Source organism: Microtetraspora fusca (assembly GCF_001570365.1).
Classification (GTDB): domain Bacteria; phylum Actinomycetota; class Actinomycetes; order Streptosporangiales; family Streptosporangiaceae; genus Microtetraspora; species Microtetraspora fusca.
In genome coordinates, this window is sequence record NZ_BBYK01000063.1 from 43,335 (window position 1) to 59,105 (window position 15,771).

Genomic DNA, 15,771 nt, shown 5'->3' on the forward strand with positions numbered 1-15,771 from the left:
GGCGCGCTTGCTCGTTGAGACCCCTCGTAGGGACGATGAGGACGACGGAACGGGACATGGCCACCCGGGGGCGGGACATGTTGCGACCCCTCGTAGGGGCGATGAGGACTCGCACTCCAACAGCCCGGAACACGGATGGCGCTCCGGTTGCGACCCCTCGTAGGGGCGATGAGGACACGTCTGTACGGCTCCCGCCGGGCCGGTCGGCCGGGTGTTGCGACCCCTCGTAGGGGCGATGAGGACGACGGAGCTGGTCCGGGACGCCAAGAAGCAGGCCGAGTTGCGACCCCTCGTAGGGGCGATGAGGACCTCTTTGACGGCCTGGTCGGACTCGTACAGGCCGGTTGCGACCCCTCGTAGGGGCGATGAGGACGGGGAAGGTCCTCGCCCATCTCGATGGCCAGCGCCATGTTGCGACCCCTCGTAGGGGCGATGAGGACACCAGCAGCGAATCGCTGACGGCTACCCCTTCTAAGCGTTGCGACCCCTCGTAGGGGCGATGAGGACGCGATTCCCTTGCTGCCCTTGCCGCCCCGGTTTGCCGGTTGCGACCCCTCGTAGGGGCGATGAGGACCGCCGAGCCTCGGCCAGCAGCTCCGTACCGCGCTTGTTGCGACCCCTCGTAGGGGCGATGAGGACGGCGAGGCCAGCGGCCTGGGCGGGGGTGAGGTCACGTTGCGACCCCTCGTAGGGGCGATGAGGACTTCCGCCGCTCCCGAGGAGACGCGGGACCTGCTGACGTTGCGACCCCTCGTAGGGGCGATGAGGACCGCAACGATTGCGGAAACAGCCGTTGCGATTCCCTGTTGCGACCCCTCGTAGGGGCGATGAGGACGACTGCCCCTGCCATCCCGATCCCAGGACAGAACCGGTTGCGACCCCTCGTAGGGGCGATGAGGACCCCACCGTAAAGGTGCAGGTCAATGAGCACAAGCGAAGCCGAAATCGGCGCCGTTTTGCAGTGAACCTCCGGTTGTGCAAAAAACCCGGGAGGTCTGCTGCAAAAGCATGATCCACACCCCCGTCGACGACATCGCGAACGAAGATTAGCCCGAGGTGCGTCCTCACGGAACCAGCACTCGTCGATCTCTGATCCATTAACACTCTGACCTCGGCAAACAGTCACCTGCCTCCTCTACGAAGTCGTCGTCCATCTGTACAGGGTGAACGGCGAAGCAAACGGGAGGCGGAGCAGTGAGGTTGCGGATCGAGGTCGCGACGGCGGTGACCGAGCTCGCGTGGGCGAAGGTTCTGGCACCGGGGCGGTCCCTGGCGTACGACCTGCTGGCCCATGAGGCACCCGACATCGGACGACAACTGCATTACCAGGGGGCCGGGCCGTACGGAATGGTGCCGCTGGGGCACGGCGCGCCGGTGTTCCCGAAGGCTCCGCGACGCAGGGGCACGTACGCCGCGGGAGGGCGAGGCTTCGTGGAGCTGGGCAGCCCGCTCTTCGAGGTCGTGACCGCCCTGGCTCAGGGCATGAAGCAGCGGCCCCTGCTCGATTGGGGCGGCGCGGCCTTCCGCGTGTTGAACGTGGCCCTCGCAGAGCCGCCGGACTTTCGGTCAGGCCGAGGCCGGTTCCGTACGTCCACTCCCGTGGTGATGAAGGGAACGGGCCGAGACGACGACGGGGCCCGGACGACGCGGCAGGCGTGGCTGATGCCGACCGACCCAGAGTTCCCGGTGTTCTTCCAGCGCAATCTCCGCCGTAAGGCCGAGACCCTCGGCCTCGACCCGGAGGTGTACCTGACGGCGATCACCTGGATCGGCTCCAAGCGGTCGTTCTCGGTAGGCCATGGAGCGAAGCCCGGAGCGCCGGTCGAGGTCGAGCTGGCCGGGCCGCCGGAGACACTCCAGGCGATCTGGAGCTGGGGTCTCGGACAGGCCAACGCCGCCGGCTTCGGGTGGATAGCCGCATGAACGAACCCGATCCACGGCATGTGGACGACGAACAGGCACGGCTCCGGCTGACCGCGCACCCCCTCCAGCGGATCGGCGCGTACGCGCTGGCTGCCCTCGGCAAGACGTCAGCAGTCGAGAGCCTCACGCCCGACGGCTTCGACGCGGCGGTGAAGACGGTGACCCAGGACGCGGTGACCGCAGCGCTCGTCCGCGACACGAAGAGCGAGCAGGGTTTCTGGCTCAAGACCAGCATGTCCTTCTTCCCGAACTCGAAGATGAACCATCTCAGCAACGCGAAGAAGGACAACCCCACAATCCGTGGTGCGGTAGAGCGATGGCGTGAGTGCCCGGATCCGTCGGCGTGGCCGGAGGCGGCATGCGTGCTGTGCGGGCGCCAGGCCGTGGGCTATTACGGCAAGGTCGACGTCCCCTTGGCCGAAAGCGATCTCTACCGCAACAACACGCCACGCGGGCACGCCGGGATGGCGCTGTGCTGGCCGTGCCTGTGCAGTTTCTACGCCCTGCCATACGGCTGCCGCCTGACGGGCGGGCCCTCCACCGCGCTGCACAGCTGGGACGAGCGGTTCATGGCTCGGACGCTGTCCCGGCGAGTGGAGCGCAATCGGCAGTTGATCGCCCTGGGCAGGGCCGACTCCGGCCGGGTGCTCTCGAACGAGGTGATGGCTTTGCAGGCCTTGCGCCGCCATGAGGACCGGCTGATCGCCGGGGTCGAGCTGCTGGTTTTCAGCAACAACAATCGAGGCCAGACCCTGGAGATCCAGTCGCTCGACCAGCCGATCGCCGAGTGGTTGCGCCGCACGTCCCGGCCTCCGTACAACCGTGGCTTCGCCGCGCTGCTGCGCGCCCATTCGACGCCGGACCGGCCCGGCGTGCTCGGCCTGGCGCGCAATGCCTTCCGCGCATCGGAGCAGATCGCGTCCGCGTGCGGCCGATACCTGACCGCGCGGCTCGACCGTGGCGTGATCCGTACGGACACTGCCGAGCTAGCCGGGCTGTGCTTCTCCTTCGTGACCGAGGTGATGCGAATGAACCAGAACGAGATTGACGAGATCAAGGCCGCCGGAGCCCAGGTTGCGGCGTGGCTGAACGCGGAGAACTCGGCGGGGCAGCTCCGCGCTTTCAACGCGACGCTCAAGGAGCCCCGGCGGATGCGGCACTGGCTGATGCGCCGCAACCTCGATGCCCTGCTCGCCCAGGACGGCGGCATCAGCGGCCCGCTGGTCAGCGAGAGCCAGTTCCGGTTGCTCTTCGACCCGGAGGTCGAGCAGGCGTGGTTCCACCGGCAGCTGCTCATCGTCTCGGTAGTCCAGCGGCTGCACGAGCTGGGATTCAAGCCCGTGGACCGGGCCGAGGTCGCCGCCGCCATGGCGGACGAAGAGAAAGAGCACCCCGAGGACATCGACTACTTGAAAGGCGAGGAGTGACAAATGAGCTACCTGGTCGGGAAGATCGTCCTGGATATCGTGGCCGGCGCGCCGAACAACGGCCTCGGCGAGGACAACGTCGCCACGGTGAAGCAACTGCGCGTCGGGCGTGACGTGCATCCCTACGTGTCGGCGCAGGCCTTCCGCCGCTGGCTGCGGGACTCGCTGCCCGCTTCGGAACCGGCCTCTCCAGTCGTGCGATCGGGCAGCGGGCAGAAGCAGCAGGCGTACACGCAGGGCCGTCCCGACCTATACCTCGACGACGACCTTTTCGGCTACATGGTCGCGGTCAAAGGCGACAAGAACAAGACGTGCCAGCGGGACACGGTCCTCGCCACGGGCACGTTCGTCTCTGTCGTCCCGCGTCGGCCCGAGCGGGACTTCGGGACGATGAGCCGTGGCTTCGCCGCCAGGGAGAACCCGGTGCTGCATGGCCACGAGTTCTACAGCGCCGAGCTGGCCGGTGACGTGCTGCTCGATCTGGCCCGGATCGGCGTGTTCGAGATCGACGGTGCCGGCTTGAAGATCGCCCTGCCGGAACCGGCCGCCAAGGAGGCCGCGGACAGCGGAGCGGAACCGGTCACCTTCCGCGGCTGCTCGGCGTTGCGGCTGACGATCGCGGAGCGACGCCGCAGGGCCGCTCTTCTGCTGCGCACGCTCACGGCCGTACGCGGCGGAGCGAAGCAGTCGATGCACTACGGCGACCGCGCCCCGGCGCTCGTCCTCCTCGCACCTGTCAAGGGCGGCGTCAATCCCTTCACTCGGGTCCTCGGTGTCCGGAGCGACCGCACGCTTTTCGACGCCGGCGTGCTGCGCGCGGAGATTGAGGCTTGGGCCGACGAGCTGGACGGACCCGTGCTGCTGGGCTGGGCGCCGGGTTTCCTCGGCGAGCAGCGGGACAGGGCCCGCGCGGAACTCGCCGACCTGATCGACTCCGGGAGCCTCGCCATCGGCCATCCGCGTGTGCTGTTCGGCGGCCTGGCGGACGAGATCGAGCGGGGTGAGCGAGACGCCTGGTTCGAGGATCCGAAGGCATGACCACGACCGAGGCATTGCGGGTGACGGTCGCCGCGCCGATCGTCTCTTTCCGCAACCCGCTGTACGCGGGCGTGCAGGTGGCGCTCCCTTGTCCTCCGCCGGCCACAGTGGGCGGGATGCTCGCCGCGGCTGCCGGCGGTTGGCGTGCCGTGGATACGGAGACGCGGTTCGCCATGGCCTTCCACGCCCGCGGCAAAGGCGTCGATCTCGAGACGTACCATCCGCTGGACGCCACTGGAAAGAAGGCTCTTCCGACGCCGCGTGAGCGTGAGTTCCTGGCGGACGTCACTCTGACGGTGTGGCTGACCGAGCACCTCGACGTGTGGGAACGCAGGCTTCGCAGGCCTGTCTGGCCGTTGCGACTGGGTAGGAGCCAGGACCTGGTCGGGCTCGCTACCCGTCGTGTCGTTCTCCGGAACGGGCCGGGACGTCAGGGCGACGCCGTGCTTCCTGAAGGGAGCACTCCCCTGCCCCTTGGCACGCTGCTCCGGCTGCCAACCGCGGTCTCCCTCAACCGGCACCGGACCCGCTGGGACGCGTATCACTTCGACGCGTCGGGCCGCAGCGAGATGCTGGTCGACTCCCTCTGGGCAGACGAGGACGGCAGGGCCGTGGCTCCGCTGCCACCGGTGCATCCCACGCGGCTGACGGGGAGTAGGTGACATGGAGCTGCCGGACATGCTGGCCAAGAGCGATCCACGCGAGAGACTGGTCGACCATCTGGCGGCGACGCTGGACGGCGCCCTCGCACTCCGGCGGCGCGTGGGGGAGATCGCCCTGATGGAGCGGGTCATCGAAGGTCGGTTCTGGACGGCGGTCTGTCTCGCGGCGCTCTGCCACGACGCCGGGAAGATTCCGGACGGCTTCCAGGCGATGCTTCGAGGAACCACTCGGTCGTGGGGCGAACGGCATGAGGTCGTCTCCCTTGGTTTCCTCCCCGCCCTCATCGAGGACGAGGCGTTGCTGACCTGGGTCGCAACCGGAGTGGCCACCCACCACCGGTCACTCGAAGGCGGGCGCGGCTCCCTGATCGAGCTGTACGACGGCGTTCCCGACGTGGAGTGGCGCGACCGGCTGCGGCCCCTCCCCGACACGGTCGCGGTCCAGCTCCTCGACTGGCTGGCCTGTACGGCGAAACGCGCCAGACTTCCGGCGTCCTCGCTCACGCCGGAGGACCTGGACGTGGTCGGCGAGGCCCGGCGCGTGTTCAAGCTGCTGCTCGACCGGTGGGAGCTTCCGGCGCATCCCGACGAAGGTCTCGCGGCGGTACTCCTCCAAGGAGCCGTCACTCTGGCGGACCACGTCTCCTCCGCACACGGCTCGCTCCACGGCGTCCAACCTATCGGCGCCCGGTTCCGAGCCCTGTTGGAGAAGGCGTTCGCCGAGAAGGGGCAAACCCTGCGCCCGCACCAAGCCGACGCGGCGGAAGCGGACGGCCATCTTCTGCTCCGCGCCCCCACCGGCTCGGGCAAGACCGAAGCTGGGCTCCTCTGGGCGGCAGCGCAGGTCGCCGAGATCGCGCGCCGCACGGGCGGTGTGCCGCGGGTCTTCTTCACGCTCCCCTACCTCGCGTCCATCAACGCCATGGCCGTACGTCTCGGAAAGCTCTTGGGGGACGACGCGCTGGTGGGGGTCATGCACTCACGGGCCGCGTCGTACCACCTGGCGCGCGCCATCTGCCCGGAAGACGGCGACGACGAGCACGTCGAAGCCGCGAAGAAAGCGGTGTCCCGGGCCGCGGCGACCCGCCTGTTCCGGGAAACCGTACGGGTCGGCACCCCGTACCAGATCCTGCGCGGCGCGCTGGCGGGACCGGCCCATTCCGGAACCCTTATCGATGCGGCCAATTCGGTGTTCGTGCTGGACGAGCTGCACGCCTACGATCCTCAGCGGCTCGGCTACATCCTCGCGACCGCGCGGCTGTGGGAGCGGCTCGGCGGGCGCGTCGCCGTACTGTCCGCCACGCTTCCCGACGCGCTCGCCCGGCTGTTCCAGGACCTGCTCAATCACGATGTGCGACTGATCGAGGCGTCCACCGAAGACGCGCCGCTTCGCCATCGGCTCGGCCTTCGGAAGCGGCACTTGACCGATCCAGCGTCGATCGGGGAGATCAGGAGCAGATTGCTGGCTGGCGATTCGGTGCTCGTGGTCGCCAACAACGTCGCGGACGCCCAGCTTCTGTTCACCGAACTCGAAGCGGACGCCGATGCCGCCTTCCTGCTGCATTCGCGGTTCCGCCGGATGGATCGGTCGGCCCTGGAGCAGGCCATCGCCGAGCGGTTCGGGGTCGGCCGGGACCGCCTGCCGGGACTGGTCGTGGCCACCCAGGTCGTGGAGGTGAGCCTGGACGTGGACTTCGACTGCCTGTTCACCTCTGCGGCGCCGTTGGAAGCGCTCCTGCAGCGGTTCGGCCGGGTCAACCGGATCGCCGCCCGTCCGCCAGCCGACGTCATCGTGCACGCCGCCGCCTTCGCTCCCCCGCGCAGAGGCGGCGAGGACGTCGCCGACGGCGTCTATCCCAAGGCACCGGTGGAAACGGGCTGGCATATCCTCACCCGCCATGACGGCCTCGCCGTAGACGAATCGGACGCCCGCCTGTGGCTCGACGAGGTCTACGCCACCGCATGGGGCCGGGAATGGCGTAATGAAGTGCTGCGGAGCCAGACCCTATTCACGGAGGCATTCCTGGGCTTCGCCCATCCCTTCGTCAGCCGAGACGAGCTCACCGAACGGTTCGACGAGCTGTTCGACGGCACTGAGGCTGTCTTGGAACGCGATCGCGACGCGTACGAAGCGGACCTGGCGACGGGCCAGAAGGCGGCGGGACGGCTGCTCGCCGAGCGGTATCTGGTCCCGATGCCGAACTGGGCGACTCCTCTCACCAGATGGGAGAAGCGACTCGGCGTACGGATCATCAACGCCGAGTACGACGAGCGGCTGGGGCTGGGCGCGGTCCACGGGCCGGCCACCCAGGTTTACCAGGCGGGTGAGGTGCTGTGATCGAACCCGGCGATGTCGGCGGGGTGCACATCAAGTACCTCTACCACTGCCGTCGCCAGCTCTGGTTGTACGCACGCGGGGTCCGACCGGAGCATCTCAACTCCACGGTTCAGCTGGGAGAGGCCGTCCACGAGACCTCGTACAGCCGTTCCTCCCCGGTCGACCTCGGCGCCGCCAAGCTCGACCACCTCGACGGAGCCGCCTGGGTGCACGAGGTCAAGTCGTCGTCGAAGCCCAGCCGGGCCGACGAGGCCCAGGCGACGCACTACTGCTATCGGCTGCACGTCGTGGGGGTCGCCGCGCAGGGCGGAATCCTGCACTACCCGAAGACACGCCGGACCCGGCGCCTGCCGTACACGGCCGAGACAGCGAAGCAGGCCGAGGCCGATATCGCGGAGGTCCTGGCCGTGGTCTCCGCACCTTCCTCGCCGCCGCGGCTCGCCCGCTCGGCCTGCCGAGGATGCTCCTACATCGACTATTGCTGGAACGAGTAGATGCCTGCTGCCTCCCGTACGTACTGGCTGACCACGCCCTGCCGCATCCGGCGGAAAGACCAATCGCTGTTGATCGAGCGGGTCGACGGCTCTCCGGTGCACATCCCGATCACCGACGTCCGCGACATCGTGGCGTGCGAGCCGGTCGACATCAACACCGCTGTGATCAGCATGCTGAACCAATACCGCGTCAACGTTCACTTTCTGAGCCATTACGGCGACTACGCCGGATCGTTGCTGACATCGGAGAGCAGCACTTCGGGTCAGACCGTCGTCGCCCAGACTCGGCTGGCCGGCGATCCGCTCGCGTCTTTGGACGTCGCCCGGGCGATCGTGCTGAGTGCGGCGGCGAACGTGCGCCGAGTGATCGACCGCAAGCTGCTCACCCGTCCGATGGCTGTGCTGGAGGCGTCCGTCGCGGCGGCGTCGACCCGCGAGGAGCTCATGGGGGCGGAAGGCACCTTCCGGCGCGCCGCCTGGGCCGTGCTCGACACTCGGCTGCCCGACTGGTTACGGCTTGACGGCCGCAGCCGCCGGCCCCCGCTCAACGCCGGCAATGCGTTCATCAGCTACGTCAACGGCATCGTCTACGCCCGGCTGCTGTCGGCCGTCCGGCTCACCCCGTTGCACTCCGGCGTCGCCTTCCTGGCACAGCACTATGGAACGCCAGCGGCACTCCCTCGTGCTCGACCTATCCGAAGTGTTCAAGCCCCTCTTCTCCGAACGTCTGCTGCTCCGGCTCGCCGGTCGCGGCCAGCTCAAGCCGGCCCACTTCGATGTCGACGTCAACCAGGCGATGCTGAGCGAATCTGGTCGCAAGCTTGTCGTGCAGACCGTACGTGACGAGCTCGCCGTGACCATCCAGCACCGCTCCCTCGGCCGGCGTGGCATACGACGAGCTGCTCTATCTCGAAGCCCTCCAGCTCACTCGCACATGCCTGGAAGGAACGCCGTACAAGCCGTTCAAGATCTGGTGGTGAGGTCACATGTATGTCGTGGTCGTCTACGACACCCTGGCGAAACGCAACGCCGCCATCCTGCGCCTGTGCCGCCAATACCTCCATCACGTACAAAGAAGCGTCTTCGAGGGCGCGCTGAGCGCGGCACAGCTCCGGCGTTTTCGCCATGCGGTCGAGGATGTGATCGACGCCGGATACGACAGCGTGCTCGTCTTCACATTCCCGCCCGGTACGACTCCGGAGCGCCAGGAATGGGGCATCGCCCAGCCCGCACCCAGCGATATCCTGTGATCGGACATGCAATTTGATCATGAGATTTGCAGCAGACCTCCCGGGTTTTCTGCACAACCGAAGGTTCGCTGCAAAACACCGCACGTGGCCCACGATAATCAGGCCAGTGACCTGCGCCTTTACCGTGGGGTCCTCATCGCCCCTACGAGGGGTCGCAACCCGGTATTCGCGAAATATCGCAGCCCAATCCCCGCGCGCGTCCTCATCGCCCCTACGAGGGGTCGCAACTTCTCTGCAGCGGCGCTCTTCTCGGCCTGCTGGAGGTCCTCATCGCCCCTACGAGGGGTCGCAACCGGTGGATGGTGGTGGCAATGAACGACCCCAAGACCGGTCCTCATCGCCCCTACGAGGGGTCGCAACAGTGAGACATAGAACCAACCGAGGTACAGAGAGAAGTCCTCATCGCCCCTACGAGGGGTCGTAACCGGCCTTGGCCTTCAGGTCGCCGTAGTCGGCGAAGTCCTCATCGCCCCTACGAGGGGTCGCAACGCGAGCAGTCGCTCGCCCTCGCGGTAGTGGTCGGGGGTCCTCATCGCCCCTACGAGGGGTCGCAACGCGTTGTCCCAGGTTCGGCCTGCCGAATTTCCGAGGTCCTCATCGCTCCTACGAGGGGTCGCAACATCCGGGATGGGACGAGAGAGATGTTTCCGGCCCAGTCCTCATCGCCCCTACGAGGGTCGCAACAAGCAGGCGGCCGAGCAGCGGCACGTGCGCCGTAGTCCTCATCGCCCCTACGAGGGGTCGCAACTCGAACTCGTCGGAGTCGCCGAACGGATCGCGGGTGTCCTCATCGCCCCTACGAGGGGTCGCAACCTGGTAGCGCGGTCGGTAACCGGGTTGGGCAGAAGAGTCCTCATCGCCCCTACGAGGGGTCGCAACACTGACAAAGGGGGGTACCGGATGGCGAACCGAATGTCCTCATCGCCCCTACGAGGGGTCGCAACCCGCGAAGGACAGGCCATGACCAAGAACAGCGCCCGCGTCCTCATCGCCCCTCCGAGGGGTCGCAACGCTGATGCCCGCCCGCATGATCAAGGTCCGGCCGAAGAGTCCTAATCGCCCCTACGAGGGGTCGCAACATCTCCTTCGCCCAGGCGTCAATCTCCGCCTGGCAGTCCTCATCGCCCCTACGAGGGGTCGCAACCCGAGCTGCTGCAGCAGGCCGAGCAGCTCGACGGTGGTCCTCATCGCCCTACGAGGGGTCGCAACTAGACGATGCCGACCTGGTCCGGCTCAGGGGAGGTGGTGCTCATCGCCCTTACGAGGGGTCGCAACGTGGCTCGTGTGCCGCGAGCGAGCGTGTGTGTGGTCCTCATCGCCCCTACGAGGGGTTGCAACAGGAACGTCATCGTCACGCCTTCGCGGGTGACGGAGTCCTCATCGCCCCTACGAGGGGTCGCAACCTGGGACGTGACCCGTCCACCGCCTCCCAAGTCGAGAGCGATGTCCTCATCGCCTCATGAGAGATGGCAATTTGCCTGGCGCATCACATCGAGGGGTTCTCATCAACTATCTGGGAAGCAGAGCGCGGTCAGCGGTGATGCAGACGCCGTCGTGGGCTCGTACAGCGGGCGACGGCAGGGCATGGATGGCGTCCAGGACGCGGACGGCGTAGGCCTCGGTGGCCAGGTCGCGTACCTCGTCGGCGGTTGCCCAGCGGAACGCGCGGGCCTCGTCGTTCACGCTCAACTCTCCGCCGACGGCCTCGCAGCGGAAGACGAGGGCGATGATGCCGCGGGTCATGTTCTTGTACACGCCGGTCATCGCGTGAGGGACCACTTCAAGGCCGGTCTCTTCGCGGACCTCGCGTAGCAGGCCGGAGATGATGTCCTCGTCGCGCTCCAGGACTCCGCCGGGCGCCTCCCAGTGGCCGTTGTCGCGGCGCTGGATCAGCAGAGCCCGGCCCTGTCCGTCGAGGATCACGCCGGACACACTGACCGAGTGCATGTTCGGATGATCCATCCCAGACCTCCACAGGTGGCTATCCTCGACCCTACACGTATGTACGAGTTGAGGAGTTGGCCCGTGGCGGAGCTGTCGCTGCCGGATCTGGACCCGACCAGCGACCGGGCGGTCTTCCGTCAGATCGCCGACCACCTCCGCGACGCGATCGAGCGCGGCGCCCTCGCCCAGGGCGACAAGGTGCCCTCCGAAGCCCGGCTCATGGAGCACTACGGTGTCGCCCGGATGACCATCCGCAACGCCCTGCAGGTCCTGCAAAGCGAAGGGCTCACCGTCGCCGAGCACGGCAGGGGCGTGTTCGTCCGCTCCCATCCCCCCGTACGGCGGCTCGCCTCCGACAGATTCGCCCGCCGCCATCGCGAGCAGGGCAAGGCGGCCTTCATCGCCGAGACGGAGGAAGCCGGCGGCACTCCGTCCGTCGACTCCATAAAGATCACCGAGGCCACGCCGACACCCGACATCGCCGAACGGCTCGGTCTCGCCGCAAAGGACCGCGTGATCGTCCGATCCAGGCGCTATCTGATCAACGGTCAGCCGGTCGAGACCGCGGTGTCGTACATTCCCGCCGAGATCGCCAAGGGCACGCCGATCATGCAGCCCGACAGCGGGCCGGGCGGCATCTACGCCCGCCTGGAGGAGCTCGGCTTCCAGCTCGACCACTTCATCGAAGAGATCAAGTCCCGGATGCCCCTGCGCGACGAAGCCAAGGCGCTGCGGCTCGCTCCCGGCGTTCCCGTGTTCCACCTGGTCCGTACGGCTTACGCCGGCGACGGCCGCGCGGTCGAGGTGTGCGACACCGTGATGTCCAGCGACGCCTACATGCTGACCTACGAACTTCCCGCGCGATAACGCTTGACGAACTCATCTAGAGGAGTCATAAAGGAGCCTGTAACTCCTCTAGTCGAGCAGATGAGAACTGACCAGAGGTCAAATACCCCCAAGGCGTTCGATATCTCCAGGAAAAGGCGGCAATGACCGAATACGGCACAGCGCTCGCGGAACACCCAGCGATCCGCGACCCGCCACAACAATCTGATGCGAAGGCCCTTCTCACCGAGTACCACGGCCTCCATGTCGCCCCCACGCAGAAGCAACACGACAAGATCCGCTGGATCGCCCCGACCTCGCGCAGCAGCCGCATCCGCGTCCGCGAGCACACGTGCGAATGCAAGGCGACGATCTACGAGCTGTGCCAGGCCGGCGGGCTCACCTTCATCCGCCGCACCGTCCGAGGACCAGATGGTCCGGTCGTCCACGAGGGTCCCTGGCTCCTTGCCGCGAAAGCCCAACGGCTGTGGCACCACCTGCTGCTGGGCCAGGCCCGATAGCTCCCCCTTCACCCCGTCACTACACGAAGGAGTACGAGCAATGTCCCCGAACACCCAAACGCGCACCGGGTTCGGCGTACAACTGCCGGTCGCGTTCGACCCGCGCTGGAACCGCATCCCCGGCATCACCGTGAACGGCACCACCATCACCGTCGAACCGGAGACGTACTTCTTCCAGTTCGAGACCTCCACCTGGGTGCTGTGTGACTGGCAGATCGTCAGCAGCGAGCTCCTCACCTGCGAGGAGACCACCGAGACCACCGTCGAGCAGCTCGCCCTCGACTTCGTGAAGACGTACGGCTTCTCGACCTCCGACGCCGGGCTCGTGCTGTCCACCGCCTGGGACGTCTACAGCTACCTCTTCCGTGACGAGCACCTGCCCGCCCTCGGCCTGCCCCAGGTCACCGCCGAACACCTGCGGATGCTCCGCGAGGCCGCGACCTTCATGGCCCTGAACAAGGTGGAACTCGACGGGCACATCTCCAACGTCGGCCCGTGCTGGTTCTTCCCTGCCGCAACCAGCGTCGTCTTCGACCTCGACGAGGCGGAGGGCGGCATGCTGGACGACGTCTACCACGGCACCTGGTTCAACGAGTACCGCCGCATCGAGTCCATCAAGGCCCACACCGCCCTCGGCGGACGGCTGGTCCACGGCTGCCAGTCCGTGCCCGACCAGTCCGGCGGAGCCTGCGTGCCGTACGGCGCTTCGATGGAGACCTTCCGAACTGAGCTGACCGGCTTCCGCCAGGAGTGGCTCGCCAAGGTGTACGCCTGCCGCGCCGCCTGACCAAGCCACAGGCTGTACGGCTCCCGTGCGGAGCCGTACAGCCCCTGCTCCCGGAAGGAGAAGACTCGATGAACGAGGCGACGGTCACGCGGCTGTGCACCCAGATATGCGCCGCGGCGGGATTCGACAGCGCGCCGAAACGCGAGCCGCTGCGCGCCTGGTCTCTTTCTGCCGTAGAACGCCTGCACTTCCCCGGCGGCGCCACCGCCATCTTCAAGTACGCCGCCGAGCCGTTCACCACAGAGGACCAGGCGCTCACGCTCGCCGCCGCCTACGGCGTTCCCGTCCCGATCCTGTACGGCTCCGCCGTCAGCGAGCGCATCCTCGGCATGGTGATGGAAGACCTCGGCAGGCCCGTACGCGAAGCCGACGACCGCGACGGAGCCGAAGCTGCCGCGCGCCTGCACGCCGTCCGCGCATCAGAACTCCTTCCGATCACCCTCGGCGGGGCCGGGCTGCGCAGGCTGCCCACGCGGGCGCTCGCGCACCTGGACTATCTCCGCCAGGTAGGGCGCTGGACGCACACCGACGACATCGCCGAGATGCTCACCGCGCTGCAGACCGCGACACCGGCGCGATCACAGGGAGCGGAACGGGCGCCGTTCGGGCTGTGCCATTCGGAGTTCCACCCCAGCTCGCTGCACATCGGGGAGACTGGGTGGCGGCTGCTGGACTTCGCCCGCGCGTTCAACGGTCCCGGCCTGCTCGACCTGGCCTCCTGGCCCGGCACCCTCGAAGCGGCCGACCCCGCACAGGTCGGTGGCCTGATCGATTCCTACATCGCTGCCGGCGGCCATCGAGACGCGCGGGCGCGACGCGGCGGTCTGAGTGCGGAGGATTGGGCGCTGGGCTGGCACCGTGTCTGGATCACCGAGTGGTTCATGGACCAGGCCGTGCGCTGGATCGCCGACCCGGCAACCGACCCCGCCTATCTCAAGGCCGTCCGCCGCCACCTCGCAGACGCGGTACGCCTGCTCGCGCCATGAACCGGGCGGCCTGGCAGGAGCACGCCCGCCAGCGCCAGACCACCGAACCTCAAGGACCGACTCCCCCACCGCTGGACATGTACTGGGGGCAGCACCCAGGCGCAGGGCCGGGAGCGGAGATCCTGGGCGATCTCGCCGACCGCACGGTCATCGATCTCGGCTGCGGCCCCGGTCACCATGCCGCGTACCTCGTCACGCTCGGCGCCATCGTGACGGGCATCGACATCGCCGACGCCCAGATCGAACGGGCCCGCAACCGCTACGGGCATCTGCCCGGCGTCACCTTCACCGTGGCCGACGCCATCGACTTCCTCGACGAGGTGGAGTGCGACGTCTGCTACTCCGTCTTCGGCGCGGTGGGGCTCACACCACCTGAGCGTCTGCTCCCGGCGATCGCCGCCGCGTTGCGGCCGGGCGGGCTGCTGGCCTTCAGCGTCCCCCACCCCGACCGCCGGGCCCGCGCGAACTGGCTCACCCTCCCTTTCGGTGACCGGGTGCCCATCCAACGCTGGGAACCGGCCTGGCTGGAGCTGCTGGGTGAAGCCGGGCTCGACCTGGAAGCCCAGCACCACATCACCAATCCATTCGAAGGCCCAGCGACCCTGCTCGTCACCGCGCGAAAACGTCCGCCAGGAGTTCCCCCATGACCACCATCGCGTACCTGCTGATCGACGTCGACGGCGTCCTCATCCCCTTCCCCGACAGTGCCGGCAACGGCCCCGCGACTCACGTCCGGCACCTCGTCGTCCCGACCGGGTACGACGCCGACAAGCCGGTCCCGATCTGGCTCAACCCGGCTCATGGCCCCATGCTCACGAACCTGTTCCAGGACGTTCCTGTCGCTCCGGTCTGGTGCACGAGCTGGCACGGCGACGCGAGCACCCTCATCGGCCCCAAGCTCGGACTTCCCCCGTTGCCCCATGTCGAGCTCGGACGGCCGGCGATCAGCACCAGCCACCCCAACGGCTACCTCTGGAAACGCGACCCCGTCACCCGATGGCTCGGCTCAGCTCCAGCCGCCTGGATCGACGACGACTTCACTCCCGCCGACCACGCCTGGGCCGCTCACCGCACCCAGTCCGGCATCCCCACGCTGCTCATCCAGCCCGACCCCATGACCGGCCTCGAACCCTCCCACTTGGACGCCGTACGCACCTGGGCGCTGGGCATCACGACCGAGTCGCCTGCCGCACTCCGCGTAGTACCCGCACAAATGCTGGGCAGCGGGCCGTCGACACGGGAAGCAAGAAAGACACGCGTCGATCTGCCGGCTCTCGATCAGTCTCGATGGGGACCAACGCCGACGTAGGTCCACACGTACTCATGCCACTTCTAATCCTGGTCAAGCTCTAACTCACACTTATTGTCAGTCCCAGGAGTCGAATAGCGGATCAACGACCGCCGCAGGATTCCAGTACCGGCCCTGGTGCACCTCTACCGTTGGTAGATCCGACAGATCCGCCCAGGATGGCGGAACGGGCAGTTCCGCCGAGCTCATCAACCAGAACCTCTGCACAAGAGCACAGACTCCTCGCGGATGACCAGTGCGGTGCTTGCCGGTACCGGCCGCTGCACG

14 protein-coding genes, 2 pseudogenes and 2 CRISPR repeat arrays are annotated in these 15,771 nt (G+C 67.5%); of the genes and pseudogenes, 15 read left to right on the forward strand and 1 reads right to left on the reverse strand.

Annotated features, from left to right (window positions below):
* Positions 1 to 1,194: 1,194 nt before the first annotated feature.
* The 9 genes and pseudogenes from AWQ68_RS29825 (at position 1,195) to cas2 (ending at position 9,132) form a co-directional block, all read left to right on the forward strand.
* Positions 1,195 to 1,923: a CRISPR-associated endoribonuclease Cas6 gene (locus AWQ68_RS29825; RefSeq protein ID WP_066946583.1), complete on the forward strand. Its 729-nt coding sequence runs from the start codon at positions 1,195 to 1,197 to the stop codon at positions 1,921 to 1,923.
* Complete coding sequence (locus AWQ68_RS29830) at positions 1,920 to 3,350, forward strand: hypothetical protein (RefSeq protein ID WP_066946586.1); 1,431 nt, start codon at positions 1,920 to 1,922, stop codon at positions 3,348 to 3,350. The genes AWQ68_RS29825 and AWQ68_RS29830 overlap by 4 nt, the downstream gene beginning before the upstream one ends.
* A 3-nt stretch (positions 3,351 to 3,353) precedes the next feature.
* Positions 3,354 to 4,388 (forward strand): type I-B CRISPR-associated protein Cas7/Cst2/DevR, encoded by a 1,035-nt coding sequence (cas7i, locus tag AWQ68_RS29835; RefSeq protein WP_066946589.1) that lies wholly within the window; start codon positions 3,354 to 3,356, stop codon positions 4,386 to 4,388.
* Positions 4,385 to 5,050 (forward strand): CRISPR-associated protein Cas5, encoded by a 666-nt coding sequence (gene cas5 / locus AWQ68_RS29840; RefSeq protein WP_066946592.1) that lies wholly within the window; start codon positions 4,385 to 4,387, stop codon positions 5,048 to 5,050. The genes cas7i and cas5 overlap by 4 nt, the downstream gene beginning before the upstream one ends.
* A gap of 1 nt (position 5,051) precedes the next feature.
* Positions 5,052 to 7,388: a CRISPR-associated helicase/endonuclease Cas3 gene (locus AWQ68_RS29845; protein WP_066946594.1), complete on the forward strand. Its 2,337-nt coding sequence runs from the start codon at positions 5,052 to 5,054 to the stop codon at positions 7,386 to 7,388.
* Positions 7,385 to 7,882, forward strand: a complete 498-nt coding sequence (locus tag AWQ68_RS29850; protein WP_066946597.1) for a CRISPR-associated protein Cas4 — start codon at positions 7,385 to 7,387, stop codon at positions 7,880 to 7,882. Before AWQ68_RS29845 ends, AWQ68_RS29850 begins: the two co-directional genes overlap by 4 nt.
* Positions 7,883 to 8,476 (forward strand): annotated as a pseudogene (gene cas1 / locus AWQ68_RS29855) (CRISPR-associated endonuclease Cas1); the annotation flags it as partial.
* A 64-nt stretch (positions 8,477 to 8,540) separates the two neighbouring features.
* Positions 8,541 to 8,660, forward strand: a pseudogene (locus tag AWQ68_RS45835) (CRISPR-associated endonuclease Cas1); the annotation flags it as partial.
* A gap of 208 nt (positions 8,661 to 8,868) precedes the next feature.
* Positions 8,869 to 9,132 (forward strand): CRISPR-associated endonuclease Cas2, encoded by a 264-nt coding sequence (gene cas2, locus AWQ68_RS29860; RefSeq protein WP_066946599.1) that lies wholly within the window; start codon positions 8,869 to 8,871, stop codon positions 9,130 to 9,132.
* A gap of 129 nt (positions 9,133 to 9,261) precedes the next feature.
* Positions 9,262 to 9,753: a CRISPR direct-repeat array (repeat unit 30 nt; unit sequence GTCCTCATCGCCCCTACGAGGGGTCGCAAC).
* Between the two features lie 97 nt (positions 9,754 to 9,850).
* Positions 9,851 to 10,277: a CRISPR direct-repeat array (repeat unit 30 nt; unit sequence GTCCTCATCGCCCCTACGAGGGGTCGCAAC).
* A gap of 364 nt (positions 10,278 to 10,641) precedes the next feature.
* Here cas2 and AWQ68_RS29865 read toward each other — a convergent pair.
* Positions 10,642 to 11,079: an NUDIX hydrolase gene (locus AWQ68_RS29865; RefSeq protein ID WP_245656203.1), complete on the reverse strand. Its 438-nt coding sequence runs from the start codon at positions 11,077 to 11,079 to the stop codon at positions 10,642 to 10,644.
* A gap of 78 nt (positions 11,080 to 11,157) precedes the next feature.
* Between AWQ68_RS29865 and AWQ68_RS29870 the strand changes: the two genes are divergently transcribed.
* From AWQ68_RS29870 to AWQ68_RS29895, 6 genes are all read left to right on the forward strand, one after another.
* A complete protein-coding gene (locus AWQ68_RS29870; RefSeq protein ID WP_218007096.1) occupies positions 11,158 to 11,943 on the forward strand; it encodes a GntR family transcriptional regulator in 786 nt (261 codons plus the stop codon).
* Between the two features lie 122 nt (positions 11,944 to 12,065).
* On the forward strand, positions 12,066 to 12,422 hold the full coding sequence (locus AWQ68_RS29875; protein ID WP_084464546.1) for a hypothetical protein: 357 nt from the start codon (positions 12,066 to 12,068) through the stop codon (positions 12,420 to 12,422).
* A gap of 40 nt (positions 12,423 to 12,462) precedes the next feature.
* On the forward strand, positions 12,463 to 13,209 hold the full coding sequence (locus AWQ68_RS29880; protein ID WP_066946606.1) for a hypothetical protein: 747 nt from the start codon (positions 12,463 to 12,465) through the stop codon (positions 13,207 to 13,209).
* Positions 13,210 to 13,277: 68 nt separating this feature from the next.
* Positions 13,278 to 14,195 carry a phosphotransferase family protein gene (locus AWQ68_RS29885; protein WP_066946608.1) on the forward strand — a complete coding sequence of 306 codons (918 nt, stop codon included), beginning with the start codon at positions 13,278 to 13,280 and terminating at the stop codon, positions 14,193 to 14,195.
* A complete protein-coding gene (locus AWQ68_RS29890; RefSeq protein WP_066946611.1) occupies positions 14,192 to 14,842 on the forward strand; it encodes a class I SAM-dependent methyltransferase in 651 nt (216 codons plus the stop codon). The genes AWQ68_RS29885 and AWQ68_RS29890 overlap by 4 nt, the downstream gene beginning before the upstream one ends.
* Complete coding sequence (locus AWQ68_RS29895) at positions 14,839 to 15,504, forward strand: HAD domain-containing protein (protein ID WP_066946613.1); 666 nt, start codon at positions 14,839 to 14,841, stop codon at positions 15,502 to 15,504. Before AWQ68_RS29890 ends, AWQ68_RS29895 begins: the two co-directional genes overlap by 4 nt.
* Positions 15,505 to 15,771 lie beyond the last annotated feature (267 nt).

Coding starts and splice junctions, on each gene's coding strand:
- AWQ68_RS29830 (WP_066946586.1), top strand. CDS start 1,920: ATGAACGAACCCGATCCACGGCATGTGGACGACGAACAGGCACGGCTC.
- cas7i (WP_066946589.1), top strand. CDS start 3,354: ATGAGCTACCTGGTCGGGAAGATCGTCCTGGATATCGTGGCCGGCGCG.
- cas5 (WP_066946592.1), top strand. CDS start 4,385: ATGACCACGACCGAGGCATTGCGGGTGACGGTCGCCGCGCCGATCGTC.
- AWQ68_RS29845 (WP_066946594.1), top strand. CDS start 5,052: ATGGAGCTGCCGGACATGCTGGCCAAGAGCGATCCACGCGAGAGACTG.
- cas2 (WP_066946599.1), top strand. CDS start 8,869: ATGTATGTCGTGGTCGTCTACGACACCCTGGCGAAACGCAACGCCGCC.
- AWQ68_RS29865 (WP_245656203.1), bottom strand. CDS start 11,079: ATGCACTCGGTCAGTGTGTCCGGCGTGATCCTCGACGGACAGGGCCGG.
- AWQ68_RS29875 (WP_084464546.1), top strand. CDS start 12,066: ATGACCGAATACGGCACAGCGCTCGCGGAACACCCAGCGATCCGCGAC.
- AWQ68_RS29880 (WP_066946606.1), top strand. CDS start 12,463: ATGTCCCCGAACACCCAAACGCGCACCGGGTTCGGCGTACAACTGCCG.
- AWQ68_RS29885 (WP_066946608.1), top strand. CDS start 13,278: ATGAACGAGGCGACGGTCACGCGGCTGTGCACCCAGATATGCGCCGCG.
- AWQ68_RS29890 (WP_066946611.1), top strand. CDS start 14,192: ATGAACCGGGCGGCCTGGCAGGAGCACGCCCGCCAGCGCCAGACCACC.
- AWQ68_RS29895 (WP_066946613.1), top strand. CDS start 14,839: ATGACCACCATCGCGTACCTGCTGATCGACGTCGACGGCGTCCTCATC.